The 20,335-nt window shown below is 58.5% G+C and carries 20 protein-coding genes and 1 tRNA gene; 15 read left to right on the top strand and 6 right to left on the bottom strand.

Annotation, left to right across the window (positions count from 1 at the left end):
- Positions 1 to 95: 95 nt before the first annotated feature.
- The 4 genes from HYP802_RS23920 (at position 96) to HYP802_RS0103595 (ending at position 2,616) form a co-directional block, all read left to right on the top strand.
- The gene (locus HYP802_RS23920) at positions 96 to 437 is read left to right on the top strand and encodes a helix-turn-helix transcriptional regulator (RefSeq protein ID WP_245261441.1); all 342 of its coding nucleotides are present in this window, start codon (positions 96 to 98) and stop codon (positions 435 to 437) included.
- A 223-nt stretch (positions 438 to 660) separates the two neighbouring features.
- Positions 661 to 1,113, top strand: coding sequence for a PadR family transcriptional regulator (locus HYP802_RS0103605; protein ID WP_051463104.1), 453 nt, complete (start codon positions 661 to 663; stop codon positions 1,111 to 1,113).
- Complete coding sequence (locus HYP802_RS0103600) at positions 1,113 to 2,105, top strand: DUF2218 domain-containing protein (RefSeq protein ID WP_245261440.1); 993 nt, start codon at positions 1,113 to 1,115, stop codon at positions 2,103 to 2,105. Before HYP802_RS0103605 ends, HYP802_RS0103600 begins: the two co-directional genes overlap by 1 nt.
- A gap of 13 nt (positions 2,106 to 2,118) precedes the next feature.
- A complete protein-coding gene (locus tag HYP802_RS0103595; protein ID WP_024275140.1) occupies positions 2,119 to 2,616 on the top strand; it encodes a DUF4405 domain-containing protein in 498 nt (165 codons plus the stop codon).
- A gap of 192 nt (positions 2,617 to 2,808) precedes the next feature.
- Here HYP802_RS0103595 and HYP802_RS0103590 read toward each other — a convergent pair whose 3' ends face one another.
- From HYP802_RS0103590 to HYP802_RS0103575, 4 genes are all read right to left on the bottom strand, one after another.
- Positions 2,809 to 4,902 carry an ATP-binding protein gene (locus HYP802_RS0103590; protein ID WP_024275139.1) on the bottom strand — a complete coding sequence of 698 codons (2,094 nt, stop codon included), beginning with the start codon at positions 4,900 to 4,902 and terminating at the stop codon, positions 2,809 to 2,811.
- A 35-nt stretch (positions 4,903 to 4,937) separates the two neighbouring features.
- The gene (locus tag HYP802_RS0103585) at positions 4,938 to 6,206 is read right to left on the bottom strand and encodes an SIR2 family protein (RefSeq protein ID WP_024275138.1); all 1,269 of its coding nucleotides are present in this window, start codon (positions 6,204 to 6,206) and stop codon (positions 4,938 to 4,940) included.
- A gap of 28 nt (positions 6,207 to 6,234) precedes the next feature.
- Positions 6,235 to 7,128 (bottom strand): 3'-5' exonuclease, encoded by an 894-nt coding sequence (locus HYP802_RS0103580; protein ID WP_024275137.1) that lies wholly within the window; start codon positions 7,126 to 7,128, stop codon positions 6,235 to 6,237.
- A 303-nt stretch (positions 7,129 to 7,431) separates the two neighbouring features.
- Positions 7,432 to 8,379, bottom strand: a complete 948-nt coding sequence (locus HYP802_RS0103575; RefSeq protein ID WP_024275136.1) for a hypothetical protein — start codon at positions 8,377 to 8,379, stop codon at positions 7,432 to 7,434.
- A gap of 239 nt (positions 8,380 to 8,618) precedes the next feature.
- Here HYP802_RS0103575 and HYP802_RS22040 point away from each other — a divergent pair, with 239 nt between their 5' ends.
- The 7 genes from HYP802_RS22040 (at position 8,619) to HYP802_RS0103535 (ending at position 16,158) form a co-directional block, all read left to right on the top strand.
- Positions 8,619 to 9,437: a nucleotide-binding protein gene (locus tag HYP802_RS22040; RefSeq protein WP_024275135.1), complete on the top strand. Its 819-nt coding sequence runs from the start codon at positions 8,619 to 8,621 to the stop codon at positions 9,435 to 9,437.
- Positions 9,438 to 9,584: 147 nt separating this feature from the next.
- On the top strand, positions 9,585 to 10,532 hold the full coding sequence (locus HYP802_RS0103565; RefSeq protein ID WP_197022709.1) for a toll/interleukin-1 receptor domain-containing protein: 948 nt from the start codon (positions 9,585 to 9,587) through the stop codon (positions 10,530 to 10,532).
- Between the two features lie 691 nt (positions 10,533 to 11,223).
- Entirely contained in the window at positions 11,224 to 12,744 is a 1,521-nt protein-coding gene (locus tag HYP802_RS0103550; protein ID WP_024275133.1) for a TIGR02677 family protein, read from the top strand.
- The gene (locus HYP802_RS23145) at positions 12,741 to 13,127 is read left to right on the top strand and encodes a DUF2398 family protein (protein WP_081740929.1); all 387 of its coding nucleotides are present in this window, start codon (positions 12,741 to 12,743) and stop codon (positions 13,125 to 13,127) included. Before HYP802_RS0103550 ends, HYP802_RS23145 begins: the two co-directional genes overlap by 4 nt.
- A gap of 501 nt (positions 13,128 to 13,628) precedes the next feature.
- Positions 13,629 to 13,916 carry a DUF3489 domain-containing protein gene (locus tag HYP802_RS22035; protein WP_024275132.1) on the top strand — a complete coding sequence of 96 codons (288 nt, stop codon included), beginning with the start codon at positions 13,629 to 13,631 and terminating at the stop codon, positions 13,914 to 13,916.
- Between the two features lie 4 nt (positions 13,917 to 13,920).
- The gene (locus HYP802_RS0103540) at positions 13,921 to 14,409 is read left to right on the top strand and encodes a DUF2924 domain-containing protein (protein WP_024275131.1); all 489 of its coding nucleotides are present in this window, start codon (positions 13,921 to 13,923) and stop codon (positions 14,407 to 14,409) included.
- A gap of 3 nt (positions 14,410 to 14,412) precedes the next feature.
- A complete protein-coding gene (locus HYP802_RS0103535) occupies positions 14,413 to 16,158 on the top strand; it encodes a recombinase family protein (RefSeq protein WP_024275130.1) in 1,746 nt (581 codons plus the stop codon).
- 265 nt (positions 16,159 to 16,423) lie between these two features.
- Here HYP802_RS0103535 and HYP802_RS0103530 read toward each other — a convergent pair.
- Positions 16,424 to 16,513, bottom strand: a tRNA-Ser gene (locus HYP802_RS0103530).
- Positions 16,514 to 16,578: 65 nt separating this feature from the next.
- The gene (locus tag HYP802_RS0103525; RefSeq protein ID WP_029670745.1) at positions 16,579 to 17,622 is read right to left on the bottom strand and encodes a hypothetical protein; all 1,044 of its coding nucleotides are present in this window, start codon (positions 17,620 to 17,622) and stop codon (positions 16,579 to 16,581) included.
- 287 nt (positions 17,623 to 17,909) lie between these two features.
- Here HYP802_RS0103525 and rplU point away from each other — a divergent pair, with 287 nt between their 5' ends.
- From rplU to obgE, 4 genes are all read left to right on the top strand, one after another.
- Positions 17,910 to 18,224: a 50S ribosomal protein L21 gene (rplU, locus tag HYP802_RS0103520; protein WP_013945767.1), complete on the top strand. Its 315-nt coding sequence runs from the start codon at positions 17,910 to 17,912 to the stop codon at positions 18,222 to 18,224.
- Positions 18,225 to 18,254: 30 nt separating this feature from the next.
- The gene (gene rpmA / locus HYP802_RS0103515) at positions 18,255 to 18,527 is read left to right on the top strand and encodes a 50S ribosomal protein L27 (protein ID WP_013945766.1); all 273 of its coding nucleotides are present in this window, start codon (positions 18,255 to 18,257) and stop codon (positions 18,525 to 18,527) included.
- Between the two features lie 138 nt (positions 18,528 to 18,665).
- Entirely contained in the window at positions 18,666 to 19,187 is a 522-nt protein-coding gene (locus HYP802_RS0103510; RefSeq protein WP_013945765.1) for a GNAT family N-acetyltransferase, read from the top strand.
- Positions 19,184 to 20,224: a GTPase ObgE gene (gene obgE, locus HYP802_RS0103505; RefSeq protein WP_013945764.1), complete on the top strand. Its 1,041-nt coding sequence runs from the start codon at positions 19,184 to 19,186 to the stop codon at positions 20,222 to 20,224. Before HYP802_RS0103510 ends, obgE begins: the two co-directional genes overlap by 4 nt.
- Positions 20,225 to 20,335: the final 111 nt, after the last annotated feature.

Below are 20,335 nucleotides of genomic sequence, written 5' to 3'. Positions count from 1 at the left end.
GGATCTCGACCTCTCGCGACCACTCGAGGCGTCGGCAAGTCCGGTCACCGTTCTCTCCCGCGCGCGTGCGACGAACCGGTATGGAGACGCGGCTATTGATTGAAGGAGCCGAGGAGCGTCGCGATCCGGATCGCAGTCTCGTGCGGCTCTTAGGACAGGCTCAGAACTTTCACGATATGGTCGCGCAAAATACAGACATGTCTCTCGCGGAACTGGCCGAAGTTGCCGGCATCACGCGGTCCTACTTCACTAGAGTTTTCCGTTTGAGCTTTCTCGCGCCGCTTATCACCACAGCTATTCTTGAAGGCTCCCAGCCGCCGGAATTGACCGCCAACAAGCTGAAGCAAATGGGCACCCTCAATCAACTTTGGTCCGATCAACTTAGTCAGCTGGGCTTTCTGGAGGCGCCCGTCTCTCCCGCTTACGGTAATAAATAATATTCAATTTCAGCCACTTAACTTGCAGCTGAGATACACATCTCGATAGGTCTTGAAATTAGATATATCGAGATTTATATCAACTCGCATGAAAGACAAACACAGAGACGGCAGAGGCCGTCATTTCGGATCCTTCGACAATCCATCGAGCGATCATCCACACCATCATCGTGAGCACCACGGCAGACATCCTCGCCATCGCGGTGGTCGACACGGCGGCCGGATGCTGGACTACGGAGAGCTTCGGCTCTTGCTCCTCGCGAGCATCGCGAAGCAGCCCAGCCACGGTTACGAACTCATCAAAGCCGTCGAAGAGCAGTTCGGCGGCAGCTATAGCCCGAGCCCGGGTGTGGTTTACCCGACGCTGTCGTGGCTCGACGACATGGGTTACGCCCATGTGGAAGCAGAAGATGGCGGCCGTAAGCGCTACCGCATCACCCCGGAAGGCGAAGCGTTTCTCAAAGCAAATCGCGCTGCGATCGACGAGCTGGGCGCTCGCGCGGGCGAGGCGGCTTCAGAGGGTCCGTTCTCGGCTCCAGCTCCGGTCATTCGCGCGATGGAGAACCTGAAGCTTGCGATGCGGCTTCGGATGAGGCGCGGAGCCATCGATCAAACTGCAGCCGATGCCATTGCCGCCGCGCTCGATGCAGCAGCGCAAGCTGTGGAGCGCACCTGATGAATGACCAAGCCCCATTGAACAACCAGAGCGTTGCGGAGATCGCAACGCCGAACGCCTCACGCTATCTGCAGCAGCTCTGCAAGCATTTCGCCCACAAGCTCCCCGTCAAGTTCGATGCGCGCGCAGGAGAGATCGATTTCCCAATGGGCAGATGCGCGCTCAATGCTTCGGATGAGGTCGTCTTACGGATTTTGCTCTCGGCACCGGATGCGAGTCGGATGTCCGAACTTCGGGATGTCATCGAACGGCACCTTGTTCGCTTCGCCTTCCGCGAACCCCTGACCATCGAGTGGCGCGCGATCGGCGCGAAGAAGGAGGAAACAAGTGCGCAAGGCCGTCCGCCCGTCCCCGTCATCAATCCCTTCGGGCCAATCCGCGATCCGAAAGTCCGCTCCGTCATCGAGACGATGAATAGCAACCGACGTTTTCCTCAGCGCGGAGGACCAAGGGGACAGCAAGGACATAAAGCGGAAGACTTCGCCGACTACGGTTTCTCCATTCACCCCGACCAGGGTGATCTTATCTACTTGCTCTGCCGACAGATGGGCGCGCGCCGTGTCGTGGACTTTGCGACATCGGTCGGCATGTCGGCGATCTATTTCGCCGCTGCTATCCGTGACAACGGCGGCGGCAAGGTGATCGGCTCCGAGCTCGTTCCAGCCAAAGCCGAGACCGCCTACCGCAATCTGGATGCGGCCGGCCTGAAGGAGTTCGTCGATATCCGTGTTGGAGACGCGCGGCAGACACTTCGCGACATCGGTGGTCCGGTAGACTTTGCCTTGATTGACGGCTGGCCCGCACCAACAGGCCCATCGCTCGCTCGCGAGGTGATCGAAATCCTGGCACCGCAGATCAGGGTTGGCGGCTATGTTCTCAACGACAACGCCGAGCCGGATTTCCTCGAGTTCATTCGCGACCCGGCAAATGGATTCATATCAATGACCCTGCCAATCAAGCGGGGCACGGAACTCGCGGTCAAAATCTCCTAAGCACGGGGCTTGAATGAAAACGTTACGCGAATGGGCGACGCCACTCACCATCGGCGCCTTCGCCTTTATGAGCATCACGGGCGTGTTGATGTTCTTCCATCTCGACAGCGGCCTCAATAAGCTCGGGCATGAATGGCTTGGATGGGCCTTCATTACGGGCGTTGCCCTGCACGTCTTTGTCAACTGGAAGCCTTTTACCCGCTACTTTCTTTCGAGCGGGATCGCCCGCGCGATCATTGGGGCATTCGTGGTCGTCTTGGCCGGTTCATTCTTCTCGCTGTCCGGTTCGCGCAGCGAAGGCGGACCGCCGCCGGTGCTCGCGATGAAGGCCATCACTCAGGCGCCCATCGCAAATGTTGCCGCCCTCACCGGCCGCCCGGCAGCTGAGATCATAGATGAATTGCGGAAAGCGGGGATTGCACTACCAAGCGAGAATGCCAGCATCGATAGTATCGCGCACGGTGATCGAGAGCTGGAATCCAAAGCGATGATGGTGCTGTTTCGCAGGTGAGAAAACCTCGAACCCCCGCGGGCCCACTCGAAGATATTTGTTCTGCTACATCCCAAAAACGGAAGTGGACCTATCCGTAGCGCCGCCTCGACAATCGCCGACGAGATCCGCTTGTGGAGGTCAACCGGCCCTTCGATGCCGAGGTACCCACTGCGCTCTCCATCTTGAAATGCCCATGTCTTGCGCAAACGCTTAGTCACCGTCGCCATCGCCGATCCAGTCTGACGTCATCTCTTCCCAATCGATTGAGCGCACGGCCTTTCGAGACCAAACATCCCAAAAATCGGGATCATCGGAAAGTGGACGCTGAGTCGCCGGCAGCTCTGAAATCTCGACAAGGACTGGAATAGGTGTCGCCCATCCAAGTAGGATGGCTTGTCGGGAAGGCAGGCTCGGCAGCTCACGCAGCAGGCCGCCAACGTTGTCCGGCACAAGTCGCCTTACAAGATCCTGATCGCTATCGTTCACGATCCGGTGCAGCAAGAAGGTGTTGCATTGCGCAAGAATAGTAGGCGAAAGCTCCGACGGGCGCTGAGAGGACAAAACCAGGCCCAATCCGAACTTGCGTCCCTCACGCGCAATTCTCTCAAATGCTTCGCGACACAGAACGGATGCAGACATATTGTCTTGATCGTCGCGACTGCCGCGGCGAACGAAGGTATGAGCTTCCTCGAGAACGAGCACGGTGGGAAGCGCCTTTCCGTCCTCATGCTGGCCGCGATAGCGCTGCAGCGCTTCGAAGATGAGGCGGCCCAATACAGCGATGACTATGTGCGTCACCGACGAAGGAACGAGAGACAAGTCGATCACGGCGATCTGGCCGTTAGAGGCATCATCCGCTCCGATGTAGTCGTCCAGCCAACTCTCCAGGTCCACCTCTTCCTCGGGTGCGACCACGCTCCTTAGGTTCTGGTCGGCGAGCAGCGAGCGAATGCGGAGCGTTAGAAATGATACGAAGTTCGCGATGCTTGCGTTGCCGGTGTTGTCAGCGGAAAGATCGTCGATGGTGTCCGCGAGCTGAGTGATGTCGAAAGGCAAAGGGAGGTCTTCGCCGGACGTACTCTCTTCTGCGACTGCGGGAAATCGTTGCTCTGCGTCGTCGCATAACAGAACAATCGGTTCGAAGTCGATCACTGCGAAGTCGTTAAAGCCGTTTCCATTGGCCCAAATGCGTCTCGTGACCGTCTGGTTGGCGGCGTTGACGAGTGCTTGGAGTCCCTGCTGTTGGGGGCCCGCTGGGACGAGACCAATATAAGACTGCAGGACGGAGGAGAGGTTTTGCAGGGTTTGCCCCGCGTTCTTGGCCCCTGGGAAGCCTGTGAAGCTGGCACCGCTACCATCGGCGCGATATGCGTTCAGCTTGGAGCGATAGAGTCGAACCTGGCGAACAATCTTTGTGTGCGCTGGCTCTCGCACCACCCTCCCCGCCCTGAGATTTCGGAGAGCTTGCGTGAGCAGCGGCCTTTGTGTCCCTGGCTGCGCGTTCGTGACGGCTGCCCATTCGTGACTATTCCAAAGCCAAGCCGGAAGCACGAAGGGATTGTCAGTATCACCCGGTCGGTAGACGCGTGCGCGATCGCCCAGATCCTCAAATGCGCGGGCGTACTCGCCGTTCGGATCGAGGACGATGAACCGAGCATTGGGCCGTTGGTTATCCTTGAGTTCGCGATCGGCAGCGCCGAGAGACCAGCGAATGAGGCCGGCCACAGTGCAGGATTTGCCACTCCCGGTGTTACCGAGAACGGCGAGGTGTCGCCCAAATATCTTGTCGGGATCAACGAGCACGGGCGCGTGGCCGGCCATCGGAGATGTTCCGAGCTGAACCCTGCGGTCGGGCTCGTTGGCGCCCACGATCGCCTGAACCTGTTCGTGCGATGGGATGAGAACCTGATCGCCGACAGACGGGAAGGCGGCAACGCCTCGATGGAGCTCAAACAGAGGAGCCGAAGACTTGTCCGTCCTTCGTGTCGTCAGTGTCCCAAGCGGATTGATAGTCATCTTCCGCAATGGGAAGGGCAAGTCGATAAGGCCGAAGTCTTTAAGTCCCGACCTCTTCGGATAGGGTGATCTCTCGATGCCAATCCAAGAGATGTATCCAACGGTGGCTCCAGTCTCGTTCGGGATGAGGACGTAGCCATTCAGCCTTGGGAATGCCGAAGGCACACCCGTGTTCAAAGCCGTGGCGTGAGGCGCGTCGAGGTCGATGAGCACACGGATTTCATCCGGTGCTACCGACTCGACGCTTCCAATGACAAGTCCGGCAAGGCGTTCAATCGGCGTGGTCATTGCAATCTCTCAGACAACGCTGTGCGGCACGAATGCTATTCGGAGGGCTGCTTGGCGTCTGGCCGGCTCTTCAGAAGCTCCGTCATGCGGCCCGTTATGTAGTCCATCGACGGCTTCGGTAGATAATGCTCAACAAGATTTGCAAGGTCGGCGAAATGCGGGCCAACGAGTAGCGTTGTCTGAGCGGCTCGCCCGGCCTTGCCGAGGAAGGCTTCCAGGCGCTCGTCGATGCCGTAGGAGATGATCACCAAATGCGTCGAAGGTATCGTGAGCATGTCCGCGAGAACGCGGTTGACGTGATCGTCGCCAAATCCGTAGCCGTAGCTGACCACCACTGAGTTCGGGCGGCAGATGGCCGCCGCGAAATCCCGAAAGAGATCGGCATACGGGAATTCAGTTGTCTCGACATCCTTTGCTGGGTTGGGATAGATCATCACCGTTTGGAGGGGGTTCTTAGGCACCTCCGAATGCTTCGCCCCTGCCCCGAACGGAATGCCTTTGCGGACAATCTGATGGCTCTCGTCGTTAAAATGCCAGTCTAGCGAGCCATGTATCTTTGAGAATCTGATCACGCCTTCAAGGTATCGGGGTTCCCCGCGTATTCCTGGTGGATTGTAGTGCACATCGACTTCGACGCGTGATGCTCTGAAGACGGGGTTGAGACTACCCACGAAGCGATCGATGGTGCGAAGCCCTGCAAGATCGCAGCCGTGCTCCAAAAGCCGGTCGTAATTGGTCGTGAAAACGTGAAGGCGCTCTCTGGATGCAGCGCGACTCGCAAAGCTGAGCAGGAAGGAGACGAGCAAAGAGGCCGCGACATTTGTCTTCTCCTTGTCCTTGCCGTGCGCAATGCCCTGTTCCGTGATCAGCAGCGATTCAAGGAACTCGGAGAGCTTGGCGTCGATGGCTTTCCGGACCTCGGCAGCCTCATTAGGATCGAGCACCTCGAGACCTTCGAGAACCGCGAGCGCGCTCCGAAGCTGGTCCTCGATGTTGGCTGCACCGCGATGCATCGACTTTGCCGAGGCCTCGGCATGTTTGTCGATTGCGACATCGTGCTTCGTGCCGAACTTGATCTTACCCATGTTTGTTGCGGTGGAGCCAGCGGCGAAGCTGACGGCTGTTGTAAGTCCGCTTCCTACAAGGAGATTGAAATGTTCGGCTTGGAACACAGCAGACAGCCACGGCTCGATCACCTTGCGGGATTCGCCGATTATCTTCTGCAGTTCGTCGCCATCAGGCGGAAACTTGTCCCACCACTGAGCACTGGCGCCTACGACATAGCCATGCGCTTTCATGACCATGTGATCCTCCCTGGAGCGCCGCCCGCGCCTATTGCGCGCGAAGGCTATATCGATCGATTGCCGTAAACTTTTGCAATGGAAGCTCGACTTGCTTCCCGCCGAATACGTTGCTCCTCAGGAAATCCAGCTCAGCAGTCAAATCTTCTTCGTAGACGTCTTTCCGCCAGGATTTTACCCGCTCCTCGTTCGCCTCAAACCAACGATAGCCGCGGGCCTTCAAAGCATCTTTATATTCAAAGGGCGCCCCTTCCGCGGCTATGCGTATAGTCGAGCGTCGGGCATTTGCAAGAAGCTCGGCGAGATACGTGCCGCCGACAGGAGAGCTCCCGTTAAGAACGGCAAGAAGCGCCTCACAATCATTCAGCGCGCGGTGAGAGTCGCTAAAATATCCAAGTTCACCGAGCAGATAAGCCAATCTTGTACCGTGGCGTCCATGGCTGCGCCATCCGATCTCGGAGCTTGAGCAGGCCCAATGCTTGGAGGCAAAGCTTGACCATGCTTGCTCGCAGAACTGTCGATCGAAGGCAGCGTTGTGCGCGATGACCAGTACGGCATCGGCCGTGAACGCCGCAATCGTGTCCTCGCTTATGGCATGTCCTGCGACTGTATCAGAAGTTATCCCGGTTAAAGTGACGACCTCCGGCGGTATCGGAATCCTTGGCTCGCGAAGCTGGCTGAAGCGGTCAATGATACGAAACACGCGACCATCCGCAGAAAATTCAAACTTGACCATGCCGAGCTCGATGATCTCGTCGACTGCAGCATTCAAGCCGGTTGTCTCGACGTCGATGACGAGTCCTACCTTTGTTGGAGTGCCATCGACCTCGTTGTATGAATCGACGCTCTTGAGCCTCCTAAGAACACGATAGTCTTTGCTTTCCTCCAAGACAGCAGCCAGCTTCTCCAGCTCGATCGTGTTCAATGGCTTCCCCCTTTCGCAATAAGCGGGCGCACACTGACCATTACGCAATGCTGAACGGTTCGGCGAAAGAATAAACGGGAAGCGCTGCGCTCAAAATGCATTCCCTGGTGACATCTTATAGATGTCTGCGTCCGGTCCCTTGCTGACTTTAACCAGGCGGGGTCGCTGGACCGCTCATGAACTCTGCCGGTCGAGGCTCGAATCCCTAAACCCAAGCCAATATCGAATTTTCCTGATTTACTTTGAGGGTTGGCCATTTATGTCCCAGGCAGGAAGGCGCTTCGCTCAGCTCGATAACTCGCCTTATGGTCGAGTACAGATCTTATCGAAGCCGATCAATTCTCGCGAAGATGCGAAGTAATAGCCATTGCCAAGTCCTGCCAATCTTCTCTCGGTAATACCATCAAACACTGCTTGGAACTCGCTTTTATCCTTGATCGCGAAGAGGCTTTTCACTCGCTCGAAATAATTTTTGGACTCCGACCGGGCGTAGATTTCGCACGACGTTTGGTATCGCGACATGAATGGACTTAAAAGTGCCATCCACTGCTGCCCCGATCGCAGACGATCAAAACAACCGCGTATAAACAAAGTCAGATCAGCTTGAATGAGATGCTTCGGTTCTAACGAGCCCTTTGCGCGCTCAATCAGGATGTCCGCCTGTAAGGAAGCCCTGCCTAACTTGAGACGGCTATCGCGGACCAATAATGCCCTTGCCGGATCGCAGAAAGCAGCCGAAAAGCTCTCAGCGATAATCCCTCCGCGTGTCTCTGAATAGTAGCGGGCGTTCAGAAGATACGCGGCAAAGTCGAACTTCTCCTTTTGCAGAAGCACCGCGATTAGCGACAAAAAAGTTTCGTGCGCGAAGAAGCGAAAATTATCGAAGTCTAACTCGTTATATGACGTCGCTCTGGGGGACGCATTCATGTAAGGCAGCAGCTTCTCCAAGAAACGCTGCACCAGTTCTCGCGCTTCCGGCGTGTCGTCGTAGCGGGCAACGGCGCCAAAAAGCTCGATGAGACGATTGCGGCTGGGCAGCAGCGCGCCGATGCTTTCGACAACCCTGTCATCGAAATCTGGCTCACCGGCGCTCGCAATCCTAAAGCGTTCCAAATCTGTCGCGCAAGAATCAAGAACCTCTGAGAGCACGCCGCGCAGGGGTTTGCCGTTACGATAGAGTTCCAACAATCTCTCAAAAGCCGCCGTATCACCGATGGCGGTAGCAGTATCGGCCTGGACAACTTCAACCATTAAATATCCCCGAATCAGAATCGCGTGAATTTAATATCCGTCTCACCACATACACAAGCACTCGCCGAGATGCTGCGTATCCGCCAAGCGCGAACGTTGAACAGCCTGGGGACGGATACCTGCCTTGCGTTGTTTTTGGAGAATGCCGACGTTATAGACCAACGGGTTCTATTTTGGATCAATTGGCTTTTCGAATGGTAACTCGCAAATCGCAATCGACGCTCCCTCCCCGTCTGCCAATGACGGTCGCGGAAATGAATAAAGGCGTGGAGATCCTCGCGCGACGCATCGCCGATATTGAAGCGCTGGACCCACTCAAAGCTTCCGAAGGCGAGATACGATCGCTTGAATGTAAAATCGAGGAGTCTCTTACGCGAGTGTTCGGCGAAAATGGAGATGATCGCTGGCGGTACGCTTCGGCAGCCACCTTCGATCATGGTCCGGTATCGATTGCGTTCGGAGATCGCAGTGGCCGACGCGACAGAAGGGGATATATTATTGAGGGGCGCATTGAGTCCCTTGCGACATTAAAAGGAGCAGTGGAGACACTAAAAGAGCGCATTACAGACGCTGGGCCCATCCCTGAAGCGAAATCCGAAGGCTCAGCATTTGATCCGGCGACTAACGACAGGGTTTTTATCGTACACGGCCATGACGGCGAGCTAAAGCAGGAGGTCGCACGGATCATCATCAGCCTCGGTCTTCAACCAATCATTTTGCACGAGCAGCCGAACGGCGGTGGTACGATCATTGAAAAGTTCGAGCGCGAAAGTGACGTTGGCTACGCAGTTATCCTCTTCACGCCGGATGACTTTGGCGGATCTCGAGATGACTCCAATGTTTTGCAGCGCGCTCGTCAAAACGTCGTTCTAGAGCTTGGGTACTTCATCGGTAAGCTTGGACGAAAGCGTGTCTGCGTTATCGTAAAAGACAACATTGAGAAGCCGTCCGATATTCATGGCGTCGTTTGGCTCGATTACGGCAGCCAATGGAAAGTCGATTTGGCGAAAGAACTGAAGCACGCCGGTTACAACATCGATTTCAACAAGCTGTTCTAGATCGCGGTTATCCAGCGTCGTCGCTCCGAAGTGGCCGTAAGCCTTCATCCCCTGCCGTCAACGACACAACCAGGCAGCACGTGGAAATCGGTACGGATCACGCAAGCCGGCGATTGGTAACTGGTTAGAGTAATGAGGGGGCGTGAAGTGGCAAAAGGGCTGAAAGTTTTCATTTCGTATTCCCATATGGATGAACACGCGCTGGAACGCTTCACCAAACATCTTTCCGTTTTGAAGCGCGAGGGATCTGTCAGGGAATGGTTCGATCAGAAGATCCTGCACGGCGGGGATATTGATAGGGAAATTTCGGAACATCTGGAAGAATGCCAGGTGTTTATTGCCATCGTGAGTGCCGATTTTCTAAGCTCCCATTATTGTTACGAACGAGAACTCAAGCGAGCCCTTGAGCGCCACGAACAGGGATCGATGAGGGTTCTCCCGATCATCGTGCAACCCTGTGACTGGAAGGCATCGCCTCTTGGACGGCTAAAAGCGCTGCCCAAGGACGGCAAGCCGGTTGCCGATTGGACAAATGAAAATAACGCTTGGCTCGATGTCGTTGGCCAAATCCGCCGGGTCATCGCTGAGGGCCCGTCGACACGTCCCGATCAATCTCAAGACGTTAGCGGTAACAAGTCTACACCCACGTCAAAGTACCGCGTGAAGCGAGACTTCGATGAGGTCGACAAGCTTGAATTCCGAGAGAAGGCCTATCAGGCGATCCGTGATTATTTCCAGCAGGCAGCAGCCGAAATAGGCGAAGTGGAAGACATCAAGTCGAAGTTCTCGCTGCTTGGCGATGCGTCTTTCACTTGCACAGTGGTCAATCGCGCACGCACTCGTGGCGTTGCCCACATCACCATCCACGCCAGAAGCGGACGACATTCCTTTGGCGACATTTCCTACTCGTTCCAAGAGCGGGCCGACCCAAACACGTCAAATGGTTGGTTCCAAATTGAAGCAGACGAGTACGAACTTTATCTCAAACAAAATGGCATGATGCGCCACGACGACAATGCAAAATTGTCGCCAACCGAGGCAGCGGCAAATCTGTGGGAGGAGTTCTTGGAGCAGGCGGGCATTTCCAATGGGTGAAATCATTCGCTTCCGTTACAATAATTGCGGCAAACGTTTTGAAATTGAAGTTCTTACGTATGAAGAGAAACGCAGAGCGGCGATGGAACGCCGGCCGACGGCGTCGGTTCAGTGCCCCGAATGCAATCGCACGGATATCCGTCGTAGGTGGGAATAGAAAGGCGAAGCTACCAAAATGACGGTTCCATAACTGAGATCGACAATATCTGCGGCCACGCTTCAGAGAAAAACGGGCCCGGTTCCGACATGCCAATGATGGCCGAGCAAATTGAGCTGTATGCCAAAGAAGTGTTGGGGGCGCTGCACCTGATCAGATTGAGCTGAAAATTGTGATTGTAGGTGCGCGTCGCAATGTCGGGAAGGCCTGCGCGTCGACACGGACCCTCGGCAGAGAAGTCAACATCAAGGCCGCCGCCTATAGCGTGCGCTAAACTGTCAGCGCCCGCACCCGCTCGATGGGATCTGCGCTGCAAAGGAAGAGCGCGCTGCCTTGATGAGGGGCCGACGATCGATCAATACCGGTCCATCCGTCGAGGTGTCCGGTGATGCGACGGACGCCAAACGCCCCATCGAATCAGCTAAGTGAGGCATACTGCCGACCGCGTTTGCAGTCGTCGCACCTGATTTGCTTTGACGGACGCTGAGTCCCGGGCCACGATTGCGGGATATTTCATGTGGTTTCGGGGCATGGATGAGCGGTCAATTCGAGGTCGCCACGCATCAGGACCTCTTCCGTCATGTCACCGCCGATAATGCGGCGCTGTACCGGTGCGTCCTGGATGTGTGTGCCGCAGCTGAACGTCAACTGCTGCTTTACGTGCGACCTTCCGAAATCCTCGCACAGGCAAAGTGGCCGGGTGAGCCGCCGACCGCCTCCGAACTGGACGCCATCCTCGACAGGCTAACCGAATGGGGAAATCTCGACTGCCAGGCCGACAACTCGCGCGTCACCTCGTTGAGCGGGTTCTATCGCCGCCGCATGCTCTACCGGCTTTCGAAGGGCGGCGTCTCCGTCGAGATGGCGCTGAGCGCCTTCGCCAAGGAAATGCAGCGCCGCGGCGAACTGCAGACGGTCGCGCTTGAAGACATCGGCAAGAGCCTCCTTACGCTGATCCACCTCGGCCGAAGCAACGACCCTGACGTCGCCAAGATTTACGAGACCCTCAACGGTCTGATGACGGTGTTCAACAACATGGCCGAGACCGCGCGAGCCTTCATGGCCGGCGTCCTCCGCGGCGTCGATTTGCAGGACGGCGACGTGGACGCCGTCCTGAACTACAAGCAGCGTCTCATCGAGTACATCCGCCAGTTCGTTGGCGACTTGGTCAGCCGAAGCGGTGCGATTTCGGAGGACATAAATGCCCTTCAACTACGTATCGACGCGATGCTCCAGTCCGTGGCCCGTCGTCAGGCACGCAACGCCCCTCCGGGCGAAGAGCAGGTGGCCTACGAAGCTGAACTGAAGATGTGGTACGAGCGGTGGCAGGGCCTGCGCATGTGGTTCGTCGGCGGGTCGAACGGCGAGCGGTCCCAGAGCGAACAGCTCAGAAGTCGGGCCCGGGCCGCGATTCCGCAACTGCTAGCAGCGATCATCGCGATCAACGAACGCCGAAGTGGCCGCAGCGACCGCTCGGCCGACTTCAAAAGCCTCGCTCATTGGTTCCTCGACTGCGACGGCGACGAAGACGCCCACCGACTTGCACGAGCCGCGTTTGCGCTCAACCCGGCGCGTCATTACGCCGAAAATACCGCCGCTGCTAACGTTACCGGTGTCATTCCGTGGCATAGGGCACCGTCCATCGTCGTTCCTCTCCGGCTCCGCGAGACTGGCTACAGCATGCCCCGCGGACGGCTACCGCACGTCCATGATCGAAGCGCCGGACGCAAGAAGCTCGAAGCGCAGGTCGGTGAAGAGCATGCGCAGATCGAGGCAGCCAGACAAAAATTCGCAACCGGGTGCCCGCTGCTCCTCTCGGAGCTCTGGCGTTTAAACTCGCACGAGTTCCGATTTTTCCTCGATCTCTTGGGGGAGGCCATCGCGACCAAGGCCGCCGGCGACGATGGCGTCACCGAGATCCAATCCAACGACGGCCTCTATCTCATCCGGCTTGAGCCGCTCGACGCGGACACGGAAGCCGAAATCGTCACCGAAGACGGCCTGTTTTGCGGCCGCGACCACCGCATCACCATCACGCCGACGGATACCGCATGAGCGCCGCCTCCTCCACGCGGAATGAAGTGCCCGTACAGACCGGCCGCCCTGGTGGACCCGAGATTCTGCGCCAGCAGGAGACGCAGGAATACGCCGAGCGCAGGGAGGCCGTTCGCGCGCTCCTGATGCGCCCGTTACTGACGCCCACAACCGCCGAAGCAAGAGAGGCTCTCCGTCTCGTACGACGTCACTCCGCATACCTCAGGGAGTGGTTCGCCCGCGAGGCCGGATGGCCGCTGCGCGTGGAGCGCGACTACGCTAGGCTGTGGAAACGCCCGAGCGACACAGGCGATCCGACGCGAGGATGGGCGGGGCGTCGCCGTGGGCGGAACGGTGCACTGACCTTTACCGACCGCGGTCCTTCGCCTTCGAATTCGGCTTGAACTCGCCCACCGTCTCGTGAGCAAGCGACTTCACCTCTCTGGTGTCGAACCAATTCCACCCGACACAGTGGTACCACCTGAAAGCCGATAGGAGACTTTCGGCACGACGGCCTCGTAATTGCGGTCCGAAATCCGTCTCTCGGTCACGAGTCGGCGGTCAGCACGCGTTAAGTCCCGGACAGTGCGCAGGAATACGCGACCACGGCGGAGATACGAATTTTCCTATTTATATTCAAGAATTTATGGCGGAGCGAGCAGGATTCGAACCTTCGGTATCGCCAGGGAAATCTCCTGAAATATCGCACTATTCTCAAGGTGTTTGGGGCCAGAGATATTGTCTGCACACGCCTCTTCTCGACTGGACTTCCCCGCTGATTGGAGCGGTACTGTCGTCGTACCTCGTCGTCGCGAGCGGCAAGGCGGCCGCCTCGGAGAGAAACTCCGGGGCTTCGGGTGGTGCAAGGCCACGCATTGGGCGTGGCCGCACGTGAGGATCACCCGATGGCCAAAACTGCCAATGCAAACTCGAATGCAGCACGGAAACCGGCGGTCGCACTGGCGCCAGAGACTGCACCGGCTGCGCCCATGCTGCATCCCGGCGGCAAGCTTGGAGTGATCGTCGAGCGTCTCGCCACCAAGCGCGGCGCAACGGCCGATGAACTCGTTGAAGCAACCGGATGGCAACGACACTCGGTGCTCGGAGCGCTGAGCCGGCTCAAGGCGCGCGGCTTCGCTTTCAATCTCGACACAATCTCCGGCCGCCGAGCCTATCGGCTGCAGAAAGGTTGAAATTATGGCGACCACATCAGATCAAACCAGCGCTGCGATCGCGGCGGAGGTTGCCGCACTTGCCTCGCTCAGCCATCGAGAGCTTCGCCTTGCATGGCGGCAATACTATAAGACGTACCCGCCGAAGTTCGTGAACCGCACCGTGATCGAACTCGGTGTTGCCTGGAAGATCCAGGAGCGAGCCTTCGGAGGACTTGGTGCAACGACCAAGCGCCAACTCGATGCGCTTGCCGACGAACTGGATACCAAATCCGATATCAGCAGACCGAAGCAATTGGAGCTGAGGACCGGGGCTCGACTGGTCCGAGACTGGCATGGGGAAACCCACGAGGTGGTCGTCACCGAGGACGGCTTTCAGTGGCGCGGACAGAATTGGCGCTCGCTTTCACTCATTGCAAAGGAGATCACCGGGACCCATTGGTCGGGACCGCGCTTCTTCGGCTTAGCAGGCCCGGTCAAGAAATCACATCCGGAAGACTCACCGGAGGCGTGATGGATGAGTAGGAAGCTCGGGTCCAACCGATCGAATAGCGCAGCGGTGATCCGCTGCGCCATTTACACCCGCAAATCCTCCGAGGAAGGCCTCGAGCAAGAGTTCAACTCGCTCGATGCTCAGCGTGAGGCGTGCGACGCCTATATCCGGAGCCAGAAGGCCACTGGCTGGATCGCGCTACCGGCGATGTACGATGACGGCGGCATATCGGGCGGCACCATGGAGAGACCGGCGCTCCAGCGCCTGCTCGCCGATATTGCGGCTGGCCGCATCGACACAGTCGTCGTCTACAAAGTCGACCGGCTGACACGCTCGCTGCACGACTTCGCCAAGATCGTTGATGCCTTCGATGCCAAGGGCGTGTCATTCGTCTCCGTGACGCAACAGTTCAACACGACCACCTCGATGGGCCGCTTGACGCTCAACATGCTACTCTCATTCGCCCAGTTTGAGCGTGAGGTCACAAGCGAGCGCATCCGCGACAAGATCGCGGCGTCGAAGCAGAAGGGCATGTGGATGGGAGGCAATCCACCCCTCGGCTACGACGTCCTTGACAGGAAGCTCGTCATCAACGAGCCGGAAGCCGAGCGTGTCCGCGACATCTTTCGCCGCTACGCCGCCTTGAAGTCCGTACACGCCCTCAAGGAAGATCTCGACGCAGCCGGCATCCTCAGCAAGAGCAGCGTCGATCGCTTTGGCAAGCCTCGGGGCGGAAAGCAGCTGGCCCGCGGCGCACTCTACCTGATGCTCAAAAACCGCATCTACCGCGGCGAGATTGTCCACAAAGACAAGGCCTATCCCGGTCTGCACGACGCAATCGTCGACGAAGCTCTGTGGGATATGGTCCAAGCCGCGCTCGCCGAGAACCGCGTCGAGCGCGTAACGCGATCAACAGCAACCAATCCGAGCTTGCTTGCTGGCCTCGTCTATGATGCAGGCGGCGAGCGCATGTCACCAACACACGCCAACAAGAAAGGCACACGCTATCGCTATTACATCAGCCAATCGCTGATCAAACGCGGTCGGCCGCAGGCATCCGATGAAGCCTGCCGCGTTCCGGCATCCGATCTCGAAACGATCGTCGATGACGAGATCATACGATTGATGCGAGACGAAGAACTCATTCACGAGATCGCCGGGCCTTCATCCGTCGCGCAGCGGAAAGCCCTGATCACGCAGGCCACGGCATTTGCTAATCGCTGGCCAAGCCGATCGCCATCGCATCGACGTGCCATCGCGCATGCCTTAATTGAGCGCATCGTCATTGCTCCGAAGGAGGTTGCACTGACTGTTCGGCTCGAAGCCGTCCGACACATCACCGCTCCGGATCTCGACATCCGCCGTCTGCCGCAGAGTCTCGATGGACCGACGAGAATCTTGTCACTCCCAGCGCGTCTCAAGCGCACCGGCATGGAGACCAAGCTGCTCATCCAAGGCCCAACTGGGCCCATTCGCCGCAATGCTGATCGCAGTCTCATCCGGCTCATAGCGCAGGCACACCGCTGTCGCCGGATACTGGATCGCGCCAGCCATGATCAGACTATGATCGTGCTTGCTGCAGAAGTAGGTGTCGGCGCGACCTACTTCACGCGCGTCGTGCGCCTGAGCTTCCTCGCACCAGAGATCACAAAAATGATCCTGCAGGGACGTCAGCCTCCGGAGCTGACAGCCAAGATGCTGGTGACACAGGAACCTCCGCCTACATCGTGGGACGATCAGAAACGTCGCTGGGTCTCTCCCAAGGGCTGAGCCCAACGTCATCGTCGCGACCGATGCTCCAGCAAGTGGCGCACTTCTTCTCTCACGTCGCTGCCATACACACGCGAATGCTCCGCGGACTTTCGGACCACCCAAAGTGCCGTTAGAGACTTCCGGCAATGAAGGACCAAAGAGCCCGCACCAAAGCGGTCTCTGACACGAGACGCTTGCAGCCCCGCACATAACCCCGCGGAACTACGGACGAAGTTCAAACTCGCCTCGGAAAACGAATTTTCTCTGCAAAATCAATAACTTATGGCGGAGAGGGAGGGATTCGAACCCCCGGTACCCTTGCGAGTACTCCGCATTTCGAGTGCGGCGCGATCGACCACTCTGCCACCTCTCCGGAAGCCGTGGCGCCTGACGGCGAAGTGGGGCTTTTAGCGGCGCTCGCTTCCGGACGCAAGCGGCTCAGACCGCCGCATGCCATTCAAGGTCGAGGGATTGCGTCGCAGGGCCATCCGCCTCGTAGCCACGCGCCAGGAGGCGGCCGGTCTTGGCATCAGCAACCATCGCCAACCGCGTCTTAGCGTTGAGCACCGGCGAGGCAAGCCACGCGAAGCCGTCATCGAATGTCGGCGGAACGCTCCTAATGGCCCGGCACCGCTCAAAGCTGCTGTCCCCGCGCGGCCGTCCCCTCCAGCCCGCCTCGCTCCAATGGTTGGCAGCGACCGCATCGACACCTTTACGCACACGCGCCTCATGCTCCGTCCGTTCGATGACGACGGTCTCGTCGGGCGCCAGCCCCGCAAGCGTGAAGATGCCGGGCGTAGAAATCAGCGCATCCGTCAGCATCCGGCGCGCCTCGGCGAAATCTCGTGCCTCTTCCGCAACCCGGCGCAGCAGGTGCGCAGGCGTTGGAAAGGGCATTTTCCACACGCGACGTCGATTGACGGCCCAATCGACGTAAAAAAGCCCCGTCGGATCATGCATCGGCGCCTGGTTCAGCGCCGCCGAGAACCGGCCCGGCGCCATCACCTGCAGCACGCCCGTGTATCCCGGCCAGGTGAGAACGGCGAACGGCCCAGCGGACGAACCCACGACTTTTGCGCAAACGAGGTTCGCGCCAAGCCCCGGCGTCTGCCAATCGAGCACCCGGATCAAACGCGCCGAATGGCCATCCGCCGACGACGCCGCTCGGCAGGTGCAGCCCCACTCATAGTTGATCGAAAAGAAATAGGCGCCTGGTCGGCCCAGCGCTTCGGCAATGGCGTCGATCTCGGACAAATGCACATTGTTCGTGCGAACGAGCCACGCCCGCGACACACCGTCAAGGCCCGCCAATAATCGCTTCGGATAACGCCGCGTCGCCACATCGAGCAGCGCATGCGTCTTTTCTACAGAGGCACGCAGCGTTACCAGCGGAAAATCCGGCCCGGTTTCGATCACAGGTATCGCCGGCAGGATATCGCTCTGCGATCGCGGGTGCGCCGAGGAAGCAGGAACGGCCATCATTCGCCTCTGGTGACAATCCCAGGAGCTCCCTAAAATGGGCGACCCCAGCGGCATTTACGATGCGTTATCAAAAAGAAATTGGCCGGCTGAAACGCCGCACGGCCGTTGACAATAGCCCTCACATCGACAATAAAGCCCGCCACCCGTGGGCCAGGAAAACTGCCCGCGTTGAACGCGCTGCCCGAGGCTCCTTGCTGGCTCTAGCTAGCAACATGTTGAAAGTTCACCGTTTTCGGTGACGCCATAGGGCGCGGCAACAGGCCTGAAAGGCCGAAAGGACAAGAGCCATGTACGCTGTCATCAAGACAGGCGGCAAGCAATACCGCGTTTCCAAAGACGACGTCGTCACGATCGAGCGTGTAGCTGGCGATGCCGGCGCTACCGTTGAATTCGGTGAAGTTTTGATGGTCGGCTCGGGTGCCGATGTCACCATCGGCGCGCCGTTCGTATCGGGCGCCAAAGTGGTCGCCGAACTCGTGAAGCAGTCGCGCGGGCCAAAGCTGATCGCCTTCAAGAAGCGCCGCCGCAAGAACTCTCGCCGCAAGAAGGGCCACCGTCAGGACCTTTCTGTCGTGCGCATCACCGACATCGCAGGCGCGTAACGAACCGCCGCTCCATTCGAGGATTTTGAAATGGCACAAAAGAAAGCAGGCGGTTCGACACGTAACGGCCGCGATTCAGAAAGCAAACGCCTTGGCATCAAACGCTACGGCGGCGAATACGTGATTCCGGGTAACATCCTCTGCCGCCAGCGTGGCACGCAGTGGCATCCGGGTTCGGGTGTCGGCATGGGCACCGATCACACGATCTTTGCCGTCGAGGAAGGCACCGTCGAATTCGCCACCAAGCGCAACGGCCGCACCTATATTTCGGTGAAGCCGGTCAAAGCGATCGCCGCGGAGTAATCCGCTTTCGATCGAAAAGCTCGGTTGTACGGACTACGGGGATGGCTCTGCCATCCCCTTTTGCCTTTTCAGAGCTCCCCTCATATCGTCGACGGATTGCCCACAAGCCCAAGGCCCCTTTGCCTTTGATCGGACGTCATGAAAACCGCCCGTCTCACTCTCCGGACTGTTGTCCATGGTGATGCCGCCCGCATCGCCGTGCTGGCCGGTGACTGGGACGTCGCAAGCATGACAGGGCGCATTCCGTTTCCCTATTCCGAGGAAGCCGCCAATCACTGGGTCGATGGCGTCGCCGAGCATGAAGAAGTGTTCGGCATCGACCTCAACGGTGAGCTGATCGGCATCTGCGGCTTCACGCTCGACGACAACGGCGACGCTGAGCTCGGCTACTGGATCGGCAAGCCCTACTGGGGCCAAGGATACGCCACCGAAGCTGCACGCGCCGTGATGGCGCATGGCTTCGCGAAATCCGGCGTTCGCCGCTTCATCTGCAAACATCTGACGGGCAACGATGCGTCGGCGCGCGTCATTCGCAAACTCGGCTTCCGCCACACCGGTACCTCCACGGGCTGGTGCGAGGCGCGCCAATGTGAACTTCCGGCGCTGACGTATGAACGCCGTCGTCCGTGGACCATGGCCATTCGAGCGCGCGCATCATGAAATTTCTGGATCAGGCAAAAATCTACATTCGATCGGGCGCAGGCGGAAACGGCTGCATCGCCTTCCGTCGCGAGAAATTCATCGAGTTCGGTGGGCCGAACGGCGGTGACGGCGGCAAGGGCGGCGACGTCTGGGTCGAATGCGTGCAGAACCTCAACACGCTGATCGACTACCGCTATCAGCAGCATTTTTTCGCCCAGAACGGCACGCCCGGCATGGGTCAGAACCGCGCCGGACCAAACGGCAAGGACATGATCGTCAAGGTGCCCCCCGGCACGCAGGTTTTCGCTGAGGACGGCGAAACGCTCCTTGCCGATCTCACCCATCCGGGCGAGCGCGTACGCCTGGCGAAGGGTGGCAACGGCGGCTTCGGGAACGCGCACTTCAAAAGCGCGACGAACCAGGCGCCGCGCCACGCCAATCCCGGCCAGCCGGGCGAAGAGCTGACGATCTGGCTCAAGCTGAAGCTCATCGCCGACGCCGGTCTCGTGGGCCTGCCGAATGCTGGCAAATCGACATTTCTCGCGGCCGTCTCGGCGGCCAAGCCGAAGATCGCCGACTATCCGTTCACGACGCTGCATCCCAACCTCGGCGTCGTCCGTGCGGGCGATACCGATTTCGTGCTCGCCGACATTCCAGGCTTGATCGAAGGCGCCCACGATGGCGCCGGATTGGGCGATCGCTTCCTTGGACACATCGAGCGTTGCCGCGTGCTTCTCCATTTGGTCGATGCGACCTCCGAAGACGTTGCGGCCGACTACAAAACCGTCCGCCGCGAGCTTAAGGCCTACGGCGAGGGCATCGAGAAAAAGAAAGAGATCGTCGCGCTGTCGAAGTGCGATGCGCTTGACGAAGCCACACTCGCAGAACGCCGCGAGATTTTGAAGAAGGCCGCCCGCAAGACGCCGTTGATGCTGTCGGCGGTCTCCGGCCAAGGTGTCAAAGATGCTCTCTATGCGCTCGTCCGCGAGATCACGCGCGCAAATGAGACAGACGATGAAGCTGACGGCGACGAGGCCGGTCCCTGGCAACCCTAGTCGCCATGTTGTCATCCTCGGCTTCAGGCCGAGGATCCATCGCGCAGATCACTCGCTGATGAGTAGATCCTCAGACTGTTCGGAGAATGACATTCTGCGGCGTTCTCAGGC

The sequence above is a fragment of the Hyphomicrobium sp. 802 genome, assembly GCF_000526135.1.
GTDB lineage: Bacteria > Pseudomonadota > Alphaproteobacteria > Rhizobiales > Hyphomicrobiaceae > Hyphomicrobium_B.
The sequence above is the reverse complement of the archived record's forward strand: the minus strand, read 5'-3'. Positions and strand labels throughout refer to the sequence as shown.